The 14,472-nt window shown below is 42.2% G+C and carries 20 protein-coding genes; 7 read left to right on the top strand and 13 right to left on the bottom strand.

Translation table 11 applies throughout. The features are described from left to right. Positions 1-133 precede the first annotated feature (133 nt). Together ACMXYW_RS08080 and ACMXYW_RS08075 are read left to right on the top strand one after the other, a co-directional pair. On the top strand, positions 134-376 hold the full coding sequence (locus ACMXYW_RS08080; RefSeq protein ID WP_415905839.1) for a type II toxin-antitoxin system Phd/YefM family antitoxin: 243 nt from the start codon (positions 134-136) through the stop codon (positions 374-376). 7 nt (positions 377-383) lie between these two features. Beyond that, a complete protein-coding gene (locus tag ACMXYW_RS08075) occupies positions 384-683 on the top strand; it encodes a type II toxin-antitoxin system RelE/ParE family toxin (protein ID WP_415905838.1) in 300 nt (99 codons plus the stop codon). Positions 684-930: 247 nt separating this feature from the next. On the opposite strand, the gene ACMXYW_RS08070 is transcribed toward ACMXYW_RS08075, so the two are convergent. The 10 genes from ACMXYW_RS08070 to ACMXYW_RS08025 form a co-directional block, all read right to left on the bottom strand. Continuing rightward, positions 931-1,368: a hypothetical protein gene (locus ACMXYW_RS08070; protein WP_415901021.1), complete on the bottom strand. Its 438-nt coding sequence runs from the start codon at positions 1,366-1,368 to the stop codon at positions 931-933. Positions 1,369-1,429: 61 nt separating this feature from the next. Then, entirely contained in the window at positions 1,430-1,711 is a 282-nt protein-coding gene (locus ACMXYW_RS08065; RefSeq protein ID WP_415905837.1) for a hypothetical protein, read from the bottom strand. A gap of 392 nt (positions 1,712-2,103) precedes the next feature. Continuing rightward, the gene (locus tag ACMXYW_RS08060; protein WP_415905836.1) at positions 2,104-2,463 is read right to left on the bottom strand and encodes a hypothetical protein; all 360 of its coding nucleotides are present in this window, start codon (positions 2,461-2,463) and stop codon (positions 2,104-2,106) included. A 115-nt stretch (positions 2,464-2,578) separates the two neighbouring features. After that, positions 2,579-3,061, bottom strand: a complete 483-nt coding sequence (locus tag ACMXYW_RS08055) for a hypothetical protein (RefSeq protein ID WP_415905835.1) — start codon at positions 3,059-3,061, stop codon at positions 2,579-2,581. A 76-nt stretch (positions 3,062-3,137) separates the two neighbouring features. Next, positions 3,138-3,500: a molecular chaperone DnaJ gene (locus tag ACMXYW_RS08050; RefSeq protein ID WP_415905834.1), complete on the bottom strand. Its 363-nt coding sequence runs from the start codon at positions 3,498-3,500 to the stop codon at positions 3,138-3,140. A gap of 82 nt (positions 3,501-3,582) precedes the next feature. Continuing rightward, positions 3,583-3,963: a hypothetical protein gene (locus ACMXYW_RS08045; protein ID WP_415905833.1), complete on the bottom strand. Its 381-nt coding sequence runs from the start codon at positions 3,961-3,963 to the stop codon at positions 3,583-3,585. 86 nt (positions 3,964-4,049) lie between these two features. After that, the gene (locus ACMXYW_RS08040) at positions 4,050-4,406 is read right to left on the bottom strand and encodes a hypothetical protein (RefSeq protein WP_415905832.1); all 357 of its coding nucleotides are present in this window, start codon (positions 4,404-4,406) and stop codon (positions 4,050-4,052) included. A gap of 448 nt (positions 4,407-4,854) precedes the next feature. Continuing rightward, positions 4,855-5,226: a hypothetical protein gene (locus ACMXYW_RS08035; RefSeq protein WP_415905831.1), complete on the bottom strand. Its 372-nt coding sequence runs from the start codon at positions 5,224-5,226 to the stop codon at positions 4,855-4,857. Positions 5,227-5,478: 252 nt separating this feature from the next. Continuing rightward, positions 5,479-6,714, bottom strand: coding sequence for a DEAD/DEAH box helicase (locus ACMXYW_RS08030; protein ID WP_415905830.1), 1,236 nt, complete (start codon positions 6,712-6,714; stop codon positions 5,479-5,481). A 2-nt stretch (positions 6,715-6,716) separates the two neighbouring features. Next, positions 6,717-7,802, bottom strand: a complete 1,086-nt coding sequence (locus ACMXYW_RS08025; RefSeq protein WP_415905829.1) for a site-2 protease family protein — start codon at positions 7,800-7,802, stop codon at positions 6,717-6,719. A 122-nt stretch (positions 7,803-7,924) separates the two neighbouring features. On the opposite strand from ACMXYW_RS08025, the gene arfA reads away from it, so the two are divergent. Beyond that, a complete protein-coding gene (gene arfA, locus ACMXYW_RS08020; protein WP_415905828.1) occupies positions 7,925-8,119 on the top strand; it encodes an alternative ribosome rescue factor ArfA in 195 nt (64 codons plus the stop codon). Positions 8,120-8,157: 38 nt separating this feature from the next. Here arfA and ACMXYW_RS08015 read toward each other — a convergent pair whose 3' ends face one another. Both ACMXYW_RS08015 and ACMXYW_RS08010 read right to left on the bottom strand, forming a co-directional pair. After that, positions 8,158-8,544 (bottom strand): hypothetical protein, encoded by a 387-nt coding sequence (locus ACMXYW_RS08015; protein WP_415881294.1) that lies wholly within the window; start codon positions 8,542-8,544, stop codon positions 8,158-8,160. Positions 8,545-8,631: 87 nt separating this feature from the next. After that, the gene (locus ACMXYW_RS08010; RefSeq protein WP_415881295.1) at positions 8,632-8,997 is read right to left on the bottom strand and encodes a hemerythrin family protein; all 366 of its coding nucleotides are present in this window, start codon (positions 8,995-8,997) and stop codon (positions 8,632-8,634) included. Positions 8,998-9,225: 228 nt separating this feature from the next. On the opposite strand from ACMXYW_RS08010, the gene ACMXYW_RS08005 reads away from it, so the two are divergent. Genes ACMXYW_RS08005 through ACMXYW_RS07995 form a run of 3 tightly spaced genes read left to right on the top strand, consistent with a single transcriptional unit; the run spans position 9,226 to position 13,014 of the window. Beyond that, positions 9,226-10,563: a vWA domain-containing protein gene (locus tag ACMXYW_RS08005; protein WP_415905827.1), complete on the top strand. Its 1,338-nt coding sequence runs from the start codon at positions 9,226-9,228 to the stop codon at positions 10,561-10,563. Positions 10,564-10,588: 25 nt separating this feature from the next. Then, a complete protein-coding gene (locus tag ACMXYW_RS08000) occupies positions 10,589-12,325 on the top strand; it encodes a sensor histidine kinase (protein WP_415905826.1) in 1,737 nt (578 codons plus the stop codon). Continuing rightward, entirely contained in the window at positions 12,322-13,014 is a 693-nt protein-coding gene (locus tag ACMXYW_RS07995) for a response regulator transcription factor (protein ID WP_415905825.1), read from the top strand. Before ACMXYW_RS08000 ends, ACMXYW_RS07995 begins: the two co-directional genes overlap by 4 nt. Positions 13,015-13,023: 9 nt before the next feature. On the opposite strand, the gene ACMXYW_RS07990 is transcribed toward ACMXYW_RS07995, so the two are convergent. Then, the gene (locus tag ACMXYW_RS07990) at positions 13,024-13,431 is read right to left on the bottom strand and encodes a GNAT family N-acetyltransferase (protein WP_415905824.1); all 408 of its coding nucleotides are present in this window, start codon (positions 13,429-13,431) and stop codon (positions 13,024-13,026) included. A 264-nt stretch (positions 13,432-13,695) separates the two neighbouring features. On the opposite strand from ACMXYW_RS07990, the gene ACMXYW_RS07985 reads away from it, so the two are divergent. Further along, positions 13,696-14,469 carry an ABC transporter ATP-binding protein gene (locus ACMXYW_RS07985; RefSeq protein ID WP_415881301.1) on the top strand — a complete coding sequence of 258 codons (774 nt, stop codon included), beginning with the start codon at positions 13,696-13,698 and terminating at the stop codon, positions 14,467-14,469. Positions 14,470-14,472: the final 3 nt, after the last annotated feature.

Below are 14,472 nucleotides of genomic sequence, written 5' to 3'. Positions count from 1 at the left end.
AAATGGAACACGTTACCAATCACTCTTGAGCTGTTTGCTAGCTTGCATTTCACCAAAATCGCACGATTTAATTAAATTGAACTTTTCATGCGATAAATTATAATCCAATTGTATACTCAATTGGGAACTAACGATGCATACGTTAACAGCGAATGATGCCAAACGAAATTTTGGCGAACTACTTCTAAGCGCACAACGAGAGCCTGTGAAAATCAGCAAAAACAGTAAAGATACTGTCGTTGTAATGTCCATTCGTGACTTTGAAGAGCTAGAAGCTATGAAAGTTGAATACCTCAAACACTGCTTTAAGTCAGCTAAAGAAGACTTGAATAATGGAAGCACTGTTGATGGCGAAACCTTTCTAAATTCGCTGTAACTAACTAATGCAAAAGAACCAATACAAGCTAAGTAACTTAGCTCAATCTCACTTGCGCAAAGTAAAAAACTACACTGTTGAGAATTTTTCTGAATTACAGTGGCTCAACTACAAAGACACTTTGCTATCAGGGTTTCAAATGCTCGCTGATAATCCAGGTTTAGGAAGAAGCTGTGACGAAATATATCCCAATGGCTTTTATTTCCCGATTGGAAAACACACGGCTTATTTCACCAAAGAAGATGACTGTATCTTAGTCGTTGCTGTCTTAGCTCAATCACAGTTACCCCAAAATCATCTGAAATAACAAGACTTTCGTCATAATTGGGGGGGGGGAGAGTTTATCCATTCAAACTAGATATAATGACTCCCACGAATACCAGCATGAAAACCGACGAAATTACCGGCCTCATTCGATGCGCTCACTCACTTTAATTGAAAGAAGGGCTTAACAGATAAAGCAGAAATCAGTGTGCCTGTACTTGACAGCGGGAGTCATACCAACGCTTAAAGCAGCCGCGCAGTATGCGTCGGATGGCTTTTCTTGTTAGCTGCTAATCGAAATACCATGAAAAAATTACTCCACCAATAGTGTCAGGAAGCCAATACTTCACCTCTTTCATTTCATTACTGCTTAATTGCTGTAAATTTGCAGTTTCAACGTTAGCAGTTAATTCAGATCTAGATAAAAAACGCCTAACTTCGCACAAATTACTTGCTGCATTTTCGATGCTGGGTTTATCAATGAATATAAACTCGTCGGCCTCTTTGAGGGCAAAAGCAGTTAAAGGAACAAAACAATTTTGGAGAATATAAAACTCGTTATCCCTATCACTGACTAGTGCAGCATAATAATTTTTCGGGTAATCATAATCGAACACTTCTAAAACATTTAGAGCACCATAACCCTGCAAGCTGAAGCAGAATGCTTGGAAGCTTTTAAATGGCAGCCTTCCTGTGTCGTAACCCGTGAAATTTCGAGGTAATTCCATTTTCTCTCACACAGCTAACGCCTAAAGCAGCCGCGCAGTATGCGTCGGATGCCTTTTCTTGTTATGCATCGCTCTTCTCCGAGCTTTGCTTTAATTTCTTTGGTCTCCAGATTATTGGCTTTTCTACTTTCCTAGGTTTACGCCATTTAATAAGGGACACTATAAGTTCTACTACAGCTAACAAAAGCCATAAACAAAGCTCAGCTAGGCAAACCAAGACAAGAAGAAATAACTCTCCAGCTCCAAGCGAAGCTGCTCCCTCAATGAAAAGGCCTACTATTGCCTCAAGAATTGCTACGACAATCCCTACTACTGCTTCTACTAATGCAGCAAAAATTTTCATTTATTGTATCTATCCATAGGTGCATAACGCCCAACACAGCCGAAGGAGCGCAGCGACGATCGGATGCTGTTGCTTGTTACACGGCAACACTCCATAACCATTTAAACACTCCTGACGCGTTGAATTGATTAATTTAAAGCTAATGCAGCCCACTAGCTACTACTGCAATCTATAGCTATGGCACACCTAAAAATAAAGATGACGGTGCCGAAGCTACAAACTTTCTAACAGCACCAAGAACGGAATGATTGAGAGAAGAAACAGCACATTCCTTGATGCTGACTGCTAACTAGTAGCAGGAATTACCTGATTAAAACTGAACTTACTTTCAAAAGCCTTTTGACTTGTAACGCCTAACACAGTTGGAGGAGCGCAGCGACGATCGACTGCTGTTACTTGTTATGTGTATATGCATGCCCAAGTCCTCCCCCAATTGCACATAAAATAATTGATATCGGTAGAGCCATACCAACAACTATTATTGCTCCCCTAATTCCAGCAAAGTCTACTGGTACACCCAGAACACCATATAAATAATTAATACCAGCGAAGATAAGTGATGCAGGCACAGCCAAGAGTATGGAGTACAAAAAACTATGTTTTGGCTCTCTAGCTGAAACTATAAAAGACCCAATAACCATTGAAAGCCATGCTCCGTAGCCGAGTGAACTCCATCCAAAGGCATGTGATGCACCCAAAGCAACTGTTGATATTAACAACACCACTAAGGAGCCAATGATGATTGGTTTCAAAGTGTGCTCTCCTTTTCACACATAACGCCTTGCTAAGGGGCAGCCGAAACGAAGTGTAGGCGGTCCCGCGGAGGCCGTGATTTTTTTTGCGGCCGGAGTGTACTTGAGCAACTTGTTATAACACTTTGTAGTAGCCATTGTGAGAGAGTTGCAATGTACGTAATAAAGGGTATTGCTCAGGTATTGCATTTTTTGCCACTATGCCACATGAAATAACTTGTTCACGTATTTCAGCTAACAGCTCATCTACTGAGATGATTTTACCGCCTGCAAGTGAATCTCGGCCTTTCGGGTGAGATATAAGTACCGCCACTTGCTCCACTTCCATGCTTGAATCAAGCCAAGTAAATACCTCACTGAAAATGTACCTTCGTGCGGCAGTGAATTTTTTAGTGAATCGCTCTTCGCGCGTTGCCCACGAATGCGCATCAATCGACGGCTCTAAGTGAATTAAATGGCCGGTGTGCGGATCAAAAGCGATTACATCAAGCTCCATTTCCCAGCCGCCATGACTGAGCTTTCCGACCTTAATATTTCGCTTAATCAGGTAGCCTTTCCAATCGTAGTATTCAGCTATCAAATTTTCTAAATGTGACATGACTTCCCTGAGTTATAACGCCTAGCTTAGTGGGAGGAGCGCAGCGACGATCCGCTACAGCTACTTGTTATATGCATTATTTCCCACCTGCTTTTGTAAAGTAAAAAGTTATAACACTCCCCATTAAGGCACCTAGCAGGCTCAACGTTTCAGGGAAATGCACGTTGTTAGTAGAGCCGAAAATAATAATTGTAAGGAATGATGCAAAGATAATTGCTATAGCAAGGATAGGAGGGGTTCTGTGACGAAGCCTACTAGTAGCGCTATCCGTTTTCCCAATTCCCCAACATGTGCCACAGGCAATACCAAAAAGAGGTTCGTTAGACTTCAGTTCAGCTTTTTTAATGCAGTGAGCACAGCTACTACCCTCTTTTGCTGAAGTACATGTGCCAGTTCCATTGCAATGAGCACATTCATATATTTTTGATACTTCTTCCATGACTCATAAATTCCTTAGTGCATATAACGCCTCAATAAATGGCGCGCAGAGCGCGTCAAAGCGAAGCGATTTAATTTACTTGTTATGTGTGTAAACCTGCTGAATGGTAAATACCTGCACCAACAGCGGTTAACCCTAATATAAACCACGATATAAATCCCAATATCGCGAACCACTCAAAACCTATAGACCAGTAAGTACCTAATTTTTCCCATGTCGAAGCTACTTGCTGAGGCTTTGACTCAATTTCTACATAGAACGAACCAAAATACAGTAAACCAAAGGAAAGCCATAAAACGGAAAAAGGAAGCAGTACAGCATTGATACTAGGTACAAGATCAATACCGAATATCATGAATGGAGCAATCAATATTAGCGTACATAAAGCACACAGTACTTTTAGAGCTATCTGGTATTTCCGTATTTTTGTTGCTGCTTTTTGCAGCTTAAACCTTATATCCATGGCCTCAACTTATTGACACATAACGCCGCCATAAAGGGCGGAGCGCATGCGACGTCCAGCCTGCAGGGCGAATTTTGATGGCCTTGTTAGGCATTTTTTTCAGGGTACATAAGCTCATGATACTGTTTAGCTACTTCTTCTTTTTTGAATAGTTTGGGTATTACTTCTTTGGAGTATGTACACCCTGACTGAAATTCTTCGCCAATTTTTTCAATCATATCTGGCTCTAGCTCTCTAATAGTTAACCGACGAGCCACATCTTCAATTTCGCGAAACTTGTTTATAAATTCAGACAAGCTTTCGACAGGTAAATTGATTTTATGCCCAGCTGCTACAAGCGGAGCCACAACTAGAGGAATACCCTGTAATTCAGGTATAGGAGACTTTCCAGTTTTAGAGCAGCAGTACTTTAAGTAAGAATTCCAGTATTCTTCGAGATTCATACTCATGATGCCTAACGCCGCCATAAAGGGCGGAGCGCATGCGACGTCCAGCCCGAAGGGCGATTTTTGATGGCCTTGTTATAGGGCATTACTGGAAACACCTTTTTATGAAATGACCACATACCCATGCAAGACCGAAAAATAAAAAAGCGAACGAAGCTAGTCCGGCACTTGCACCAAGTAACTGCAAAGTAATTTCTTTTTCTGTAGTAACTAAACCACTTACAACAGCCCACACAATACTAAGACCAAATATGCTGAATAGAATGAAACCTATGAGAATTGAAAAGAAGACCAAAGGCTTCTGTAGCCTTTTGAATTGAATGCCTAATAGGATTGCTTCGATTAGTCCCATTGCTAGATCTTTATTGCCTTATAACGCTTGTGGCACGGGCAGACGCGCAGCGGCTGTCCTAGCCAGCTTTGCTGGCGGATGTGCCCACCCTTGTTAAGAGTTTCGGTACTTCCAGAAAACATAAGTACCCCCTGAAAATAAAACCGTTAATATTCCTGCCAAAGGCCAATATGCCATCCATTGAATAGGCAACCCTGATGGGTCTGGTGGTAATAGCCAAAATGCAGCGATTAGAAATAATGCTAATACGGAACCAATATAGCCTGCATGTACTACTGAGATATGAGGATGAAGCAATAAATGGAATATTGAAAACATTGCAAATGGAGCCAAATAGAACAGAACTCCATAGAAGTATTGGACCCAGTTATCCTCGATGCTGAAGCCTCTAACGAGGCTTGAATAAATAGCGACGCAAAAGCCAAATAAAACTGGTATTGCTAAATATCCAAATGCGATCTTCATTCCTTGATGACTCTTAACAGCTAAATATATGTCAGATTGACGTGTTTAAACGCGTCAATTTGACATATATCTCCGAGAAAAGATATTAAGAGTGGGTTGTAATAATTTGATTTGCATAAGCTTTCCTTGCTTAGAGGGCTTGCGCCTTTGTGAAAAAGCGTCAATTTGACGTATTATCCTTTCATAATTCGCAAAGGGATAAAAGACTGTTTTTATATACAGTCAAAATAAAGTGCGCTTTCTATTTTCTTATCACTTTTTTAAAGCACGTTTTTTAGCGCGCCTTTTCTGAGCCGCCTTAGTGTTGTTTCGAGTAATTTCTATTTCGCGAGTCAGATCCGGCTCAAAGCCTTGGAGCCATTGTTGTGGCAAACGGGTATCTAACAAGACCTCAATCTCTTCCAATAGATGATTCTGCTCTTCTATTAGTAAAGAGATAGCAACGCCCTTGTTACCTGCTCTGCCAGTTCTTCCAATACGGTGAATATAATCAGCTGCTTTATATGGCATCTCGTAATTGATTACGGCTGGTAGACTGTCGATATCGATGCCTCGTGCCGCTACATCTGTCGCAACAAGCACTTTAAGCTGCCCCTGCTTGAACTGTTCTAAAGCATCTTCCCGCAACTTTTGTGATCGATCAGCATGGATGGCATCGGCAGAAATATTGGCTTGTTTCAAAACCTCTACTAGCTTGTCTGCGCCCTGCTTTGTATTACAAAAGACAATCACTTGTGACCAATCATGCTTGTCGACTAAGTGACTGACAATCGCTGATTTACGATCAGGGTCGCAGTTATAAACGATCTGATCGACATCAGCCGCAGAGGAATTACGCTGATCTACTTCGATACGCTCGGGCTTATCTAATAAATTTTTACTAAAACGATAGATAGAATCACTTAAGGTCGCCGAGAAAAGCAGTACCTGCCGCGGCTGTACATCACGCTTAGGCAACTTACTTAAAACCGCTTTTATCTCATCTTTAAAGCCCATATCCAACATGCGGTCAGCTTCATCAAATACCAGATGAGTGACTTGTCTTAGATTTACGGCTTTCTTTTTATGTAGATCCAATAATCGACCGGGTGTAGCCACCAGCACATCGATCCCTTTCTTAATTTGATCCACTTGCGGACCAATGCCCACACCGCCATAAACTACAGCTGATCTAAACCCAGTTCCTTTGGCATATTTCTTAAAGCTGTTATTTACCTGCTGTGCTAACTCCCTTGTTGGCGCTAGCACTAAAGCTTTGAGCTTTTTATTTTGATCACTACTAAATTCAGGGTCGGTCAGAATGGATTGCAAGATGGGCAACGCAAAGGCTGCTGTCTTACCGGTACCAGTTTGCGCACCGACAAGAAGATCTTTACCAGACAGAATGACAGGTATCGCTTCAGCTTGAACAGGGGTGGCTTCGCTATAACCTGCGGCATTGATGGCTGCGATTAAACTGTCGCACAAAGGCAAAGTGTCAAACTTCATAATCAACTTCCAAGAATTTGTAATGGCAGAGCAAGTGCACTGTTACCTTGTTGACCTAAGATCCAGATCACCCAACATAAACCACCCACAGTAGCGAAGTACCATAGGGCTGATACTACCTGTCCATAGCGAGCCAATGGCAATAACTGACTACTGTGACGGTGTTTCCATTCGAGCACAATCTCGATACTGCCCACAGCCAGCAAGAAGCCTAGCAGCGCCATGCCAAAGTAATAGCTAATCACGACACCCGCTACAGCACCGATTACGCAGATCACTAGACCAAAAACCGAGTTAACCGAAAAAGCGATACTTTTTAGGATGTGACCACCATCTAACGGCAATACCGGCAGCAAATTAAATAGATTGAGCAAGGCATTGAAGGCAGCAATACCCGCCAAGATCTCAATATCCGTCAACCAATATAGAACCAGAGCAACTAAAGATAGGAATAAGCCAAATACCGGCCCCATGATGGAGATATAGACATCTTGCCAACGGGTATTAATCCGATCATCAGATAAAGCCAAACCACCCAAAAAAGGTACCAGATAAATTCCCTTTGTCTTTAAGCCAAATCGCTTCATAGCACGCACATGGCCATATTCATGAAAAACCAAACAAAGGATAAGTGCTAACGCGAATTCAAAGGAGAATAACCAGCTATACGCTGCCAAACTTCCTGCAGCAAACAGTACCTTGATAACCTTAGCGCTTTTAAACAGTTTAAGGCCTAAAGATGCCATACCCAGTATGCTGATCTTATTTGGCTGTTTTACGACATTCTCAACCACTTGGGTTTCGATATCTTTTTCGTCTAGCTCACCACTTCCAAGCTTCTGATCTTCAACTGCTAGTTCATATTCCAGATTGAAGGGTTGCCAAGTGAGCGACAAGGTCAGTACACACTCGATCTCTTCACCTGATCCAGTCATCAGGGCGAAACGGTGCTCTGTATTCTCAGCAGGATCTGCACTCGCCGGTATTTGAGACACCAACTGGTTATCCCAATACAGGGCCTGCCATCCAGACATTGAGCCTTCAAGACGTAAAATTTTGCCTAGACAATCGATGCGTAACAGCTGCACAGTAATTCCTGCTGATTATGAAGTAAGTGTTTATCAAATAAGCGGCGCATTATAGCCAATCAGCGGTATAATGCAGCTTCTGCAATTGGAGAACATCCAATTACATTAACAAGGACACAGGTATGAAAACGAAAACAACCGTATCCTCAACCCATGAGATGGATACAGGTAGAGGAAAGATTAAACAAAATCACTTAGCAGCATTAGTCACTTCAAAGGTTTTTAAATCCCAAGTAGTCAAAGCTAAAAAAGGTAAAGGTGCTTATAAACGTAAAGACAAACACAAAGGACGAGAGTCCTATTTAATAGCGGCGTAAACAAGACTTACGTAATTATTAAATAGGGCTTTTACTGATTACTTCCAACGTTTCACCTCACCATGATCGAACACATGTCCTGACTGAACCTTGCAGTAATTAATAAAGATATTACTGAAAGAAACGCCACTGCGTTTAGAGATCGAGAAAGCAACCGATTCCATCATTGCTTCTACACTATCCATTTTATGGAAGCTCGGTGCATGAAGATCAACCAAAATAGGGTGACTACCCCCTTGAGGCTGACTGGCGGGCATCAGCCCTGCTACTGCATATTGACGAGAAGGAATAAATTCCCAAGTAACAGTGATATGTTCAATACTTACATCTGTGGCGCGAGCAAGGTCTGACGTTATCCCTTTAATCATATCTGGGATATCGCATTCATCTTCAAATGGTAAAGATTTAATACAGATTAATGGCATCGTCCGCACTCACAGAAAATGTTAAAGGATCGAAATTAAATCATGCGAACCCTGAACACAAGACCTTAACATATTATTAATTAAAGCTTATTTAACTTTAGATTCCATAATATAAGTCTCTAACTTCTTATCTACTCCGAATATATGGCGTTTTAGCCATTCAGTCAGAAAGTCAGATAGCATGTCTCTTAGCTGAGCGTCATAGGTATGATGATCATCCAGCATCTTTTTAAGTTCAGCTCGAAACTTGTTGTGAGCTTGAAGATGGACACCAAAATCAGGATAGTTCAACGCTTGCATGTACGCTTCTTCTAGGCAGAAATGATGATCAGCGTAATCATGAAGCCGAGTAAAAGTAGAGACATCAACCTGCTCTGCTTTGATCTCATCGATCAGTTCAAACAGAACTTGATGCTGTTGGTCTTGCCAAATAAGTTCACTGGTGAGCGTCATCGGATGCCCCTGTTTATATTTATTTTTCTTACAGCGTAACTTCCATTATGTAATAAGTATAAACAGGAGAAACTGATCTGCATCAGACTTAGACCAATCGGTTTGTAACAAACAGCTTGCGAGGTTTTTACAAATCTTTTACAACTTCTATAAATCTATCTGACTTTCTATAGGCGGAACTGACCTAAATTTGCAGCATGTGATTAAGGTTAACAAAGGACGAACATCATGAAAGCGCACCGCCTATCCAAAATTCTGCTAGCAACACTACTTACTGTTGCTGGCCCCCTACTCAGCCAATCCGCTACCGCTAAACAGGTTGATCTTAATATCAATCTAGCAACACCGGTAATGACAGCTGAGCAAAACCACAATGCATTTATCAAGATCTCTTTAGAGGGGATTAAACAAGAAAGTCAGCAACAACGTGTGGCTGCTAATATTGCGATTGTTCTGGATAAATCCGGTTCAATGCAGGGCGAGAAACTGTATCGTGCAAAAGAAGCTGCGATCATGGCAATCAATCGCCTAAATCAAAACGATATTGTCTCAGTTGTGAGTTACGACAACCGTGTTAACGTTGTTGTACCGGCTACAAAGGTTAGCGATAGCAACAGTATTGCTCGCGCAATCAATAAGATCCAAGCCCACGGTAACACCGCGCTATTTGCCGGTGTCAGCAAAGGCGCACAAGAACTACGCAAGTTTTTAGATCTAAACAAAGTTAACCGTGTCATTCTACTTTCCGATGGTTTAGCCAACGTAGGACCAAGCACACCGAATGAGTTGGGCAAGCTAGGGCTCTCTTTAGCGAGAGAAGGCATGAGTGTCACAACTATAGGTCTTGGTCTTGGCTATAACGAAGACTTAATGACTCAGCTAGCTGGTTTTAGTGACGGTAACCACGCCTTTGTAGAGAACGCTGATGACCTAGCACGCGTATTCCAATACGAATTTGGTGATGTTTTGTCGGTTGTTGCTCAAGGCGTTGATATCCAGATCCGTTGCTTAAATGGTGTCAAACCTTTGCGCATTATCGGCCGTGAAGCAGAGATCGAAGGCGACATGGTTAAAACGCGCCTTAATCAGCTCTATAGCGAGCAAGAGAAGTTTATTATTCTGGAGGTAGAAGTACCTTCACAGCAGGATAAGAGCAGCATCAACTTAGTCGATGTCGATGTAAACTACTTAGATCTTCTAAACAAACGAAATGAAGCTCTTTCTAGCTCAGTTGCAGCAAACTTTACTCGTTCCGAACAAGAAGCTAAGGATGCGATCGATACCCGTACTTATGAAGCTGCTGCAGAACAGGTTGCCAACGAACTAAACCGTGAAGCCGTACAAAAACGTGACCAAGGTGATATTGAGGGCGCTAAATCTATTTTGCAGCAAAGCGCTGATTATCTGGATGACTTAGGTACCTCTCTAGCCTCCCCTAAACTATTAGAGCAGAAAGCAGAAGCGCTACAAGACGCAGAAGAACTTGATGATGAACAGGAATGGGGTAAAAAACGTAAAGAGCTTAAAGAACGTCAATATAAACGCGCTAAACAGCAAAGCTACTAACCGCTTACCTAACTGAGAATCTATTGTGAACAAGACGATCCTACTGCTAATCAGCCTAATTTTAATCCCTGTCGTCATACTAGGTTGGTTAGCGGCTCGTCTGGAAACAAACCAACAAGCTCTTCTCTCTCATCAAATCGAAGGGCTGGTTGAAATCAAATTGCAAGAGATCGATCAACAGTTTCAGAATCATTTCCAAAGCTTAGAACAAGCACTCAATGCTGAATCCAAATTGCTACTTCAAAGCAAAGATTCCCAATACCCAGAAACAACGCTTAAGACCCTGAGCCAATCTAGCCCCTATATAGAACAGGTATTTGTGATCTCCGCTGAGGGCACTACACTATTTCCATCAGAATCATCCAAGAACCCAAGTGAAATTGCGTTTTTACAATCAACTAAACGCCTACGTTCTTCACCCGATATATTCCAAATTCAAAATAAAGCGCCTGAGCAAATAAATCTTGCGGCTAGCCCTTATAGCGCTCAACTAAAACCTGCTCCTGAATCAAAACGGATAGAACTAGCAGCTCCGAGCCCCCTAGCTTCAAATGTAGCGGCAGATAGCGTCGCCGAGATTGCTATTACCTCAGCAGAACCTTTAGCCTCAGAGCCTTCTATATCTTTTATCGATTCGGGTTGGATCGCTTGGTTTAATAACAGTCAGCTGCAACATATCTATTGGCGTAAGGATTCGGATGGTGCGCTTTTAGGCTTTTCTATAAACAGTGCTCGATTGCTGTCAGATCTAATCAACTCTCTGCCTAGCAGTAATGAGCAAGATAACAGCAATCAAGCGATTGCCTTGATCAATAGTCGCGGTGAAGTGCATTACGAATGGGGCGATTCCACAATCGAGACTCAGCAGCTCAATCCATTGGATAGCCTACCGCTGAGCCACCCTCTAGGTAGCTGGAAATTAGAGTATTACTCCCCTAACCTTGCCAAACCAACTTCAAATTGGGTCGAGAAACTCTCTATTCTCTCACTCACGCTGTCTGGATTATTGATCCTTGCTTGGCTGATCTATAGAGAACATACACGCACAACCCGTCTAGCCGAGCAAAGAGTAAACTTTGTTAACCAAGTCTCCCACGAGCTAAAAACACCCCTGACTAATGTTCGAATGTATGCAGAGATGCTTGAGCGAAAGCTTGATGACAAAGATAGCAAAGCTCAGCGCTACCTATCTGTGATTAATAGTGAAAGTCAGCGTCTTTCACGCTTAATAGAAAACGTACTGACCTTCTCAAAGCTTGGTAAAGAACCAAAGCCCCTGCACCTACAACCCGGGACATTAAAAGAGTGTGTTGAACATACAGTCGATGTGTTTATGCCCTCTTTAACTCAACATGGTCTGTCTGTTGAATTAGATCTGCAATGCGATAAACAAGTCATGTTAGATCAGAACTGTATTGAGCAGATTCTAAATAACCTACTAAGCAATTGTGAAAAGTATGCACCACAAACAGGTGCCATACAGATCCGCTGCTACAGCGATAGTCAGCAAAGTTATATAGAGGTTGAAGATGCCGGTGAAGGGATCTCTGAATCCCTTTGGGAGAGCGTTTTCTCTCCTTTCTACCGCATCAGTAATAAATTAAGTGACGGTGTATCTGGCACAGGTATTGGTCTTAGTATTGCCAGAGAGATGGCTAGAAAACACGGTGGTGATCTGGTCATTATTCCTAGCGACCTAGGCACCTGTTTCCGTCTAGAGCTACATACACCTAATAGTCATCACAGGGAGTCCAAAAAATGAAAATTCTGATCGCTGAAGATGATCTAAATATTAGGCTTGGGCTTTGTGATCTATTAGAAGATGAAGGTTACACCTGCATTGAAGCGTCTAATGGGGCTGATGCGCTAGTACTCTTTGCTCAACATAATCCAGATCTGGTTTTACTCGACATTATGATGCCGGAGTTAGACGGTTATGCCGCCTGCAGAAAGATCCGCCAATTAGATGAACAAGTCCCTGTTATCTTTATTACCGCAAAATCTGAAGAGATTGATCAAGTACTTGGCTTAGAGCTGGGCGCGGACGATTACATCAAAAAGCCCTTTGGGACTCGAGAAGTGATCGCACGTATTAGAGCAGTGATACGTCGCTGCGCGCCTAAAGAGAGCTCACCAACCCAAGTCGCTAAGAATCAATTCGATCTGGCTGATATCATTGTTTACCCTGAGCAAATGCGTGCAGAGCGAGAGGGTCATAAGATTGAGCTAACCCTACGTGATGTAAAAATACTAGAGCTACTTCATCAGGAGCAAGGCAAGGTCGTAACACGGGATATGCTATTTGATTACTGCTGGGGCCGAAACTACCTACCAAGTAGCCGGACACTTGATCAACACATTTCCAAACTAAGAAAACTGATTGAAGTAGATCCAAAACAACCGCAGATAATCAAGACCGTCCATGGTATTGGCTATCGATATGATGGTTAAAAAAGACGCCTAGTGCTCGTTTCCTTCATAGATCCACATGGATGACGTTTCCCCTGCCTTCTCAAACCCTAAGGACTTATAAAATCGAATCGCATTACCATCAGCGGTTAACATCTGCTGGTGGAAACCTTTATAACGTTTTTTCATCGCCTGCATAATTTTGCTACCGATGCCGCAACGGTGGAAATCTGGGTCCACCAACATGTGCGGATAATAAACGACGAGATGCCCATCTGAGATTGCATTGGCTAAACCAACTAGCCTGCCATCAATCCTAGCAGTAATTAAACTATGTGAATTTCTTAGTGCTGATAAAAGCGCTTTTGGTTTTTCAGCAGATGACCACTCATTAGCCTTATACAGAGCAACAACCTCATCCTCTCGGATTACATCTGTACAATTTATATCCACAATCATTAAATTTCCTTAAAATTTTTGCCTAAAATTAGTTTAGTGGAATTACCTGTCTTTGGCAGATTGATCAGCAATGAATCCCGTTAAAACGGCTCAAACAGTAGAATCCACTAATACACCACAAGCCCCGTATTTAAAGGGCTACAGACATGTATAGATTAACAAATTTATTCATGATCATTTGATCAATATGCCATTGCGAACACTATCTGATTTTGCTGTAATTCGCCGCTTTCGTTTAAAAAGGTACACTGGAGTACCGGTTTTATGGCTGACGCAAAGCTCGCTCTGGAAATACAAAACCTTCATAAAAGCTACGGATCTTTGGAGGTTATTAAAGGCATCTCACTACAAGCTGAAGTTGGCGATGTGATCTCAATTTTGGGGTCTAGCGGCTCAGGTAAAAGTACCTTCTTACGTTGCCTTAACCTACTTGAATCCCCTTCCGCTGGAAGCATCAGTTTTGCATCTGAGCCATTAAAGCTTAAGCAAACTAAAGATGAAGGCTTGCAAACAGCGGATCAAAAGCAGTTAGAACGAATCCGTGCATCGATTGGTTTTGTATTTCAAAACTTCAATCTATGGCCTCATATGACCGTGATCGAAAATATCATGGAAGCCCCTATTCATGTCCTTAAACAAGATAAGCAAACTGCTAGAGATAAAGCAGAAACCTATCTTAAAAAAGTGGGCTTATACGATAAACGAGATAGTTACCCTAACCAGCTATCCGGTGGCCAACAGCAACGCATCGCCATAGCACGTGCATTGGCGATGGAACCCCAAGTTTTACTCTTTGACGAACCAACCTCCGCACTTGATCCAGAACTTGTCGCAGAAGTGCTAAATGTTATGCGAGACCTCGCAGCTGAAGGACGCACTATGTTGATCGTCACCCATGAGATGCGTTTTGCCCGTGAAGTATCCAGCAAAATTGTATTTCTACACGAAGGCCAAATTGAGGAGATGGGCACACCTGATGAGGTGTTTACCAATCCTAAATCTGAACGCTGCAAAGCATTTTTAAGCAGTCATTTCTAATCC

It is taken from the genome of Neptuniibacter sp. QD48_55, assembly GCF_047778115.1.
In the GTDB taxonomy this organism is placed as follows: domain Bacteria; phylum Pseudomonadota; class Gammaproteobacteria; order Pseudomonadales; family Balneatricaceae; genus Neptuniibacter.
Note: the sequence above shows the minus strand (reverse complement) of the source record. Positions and strands in the feature narration are given on the sequence as shown.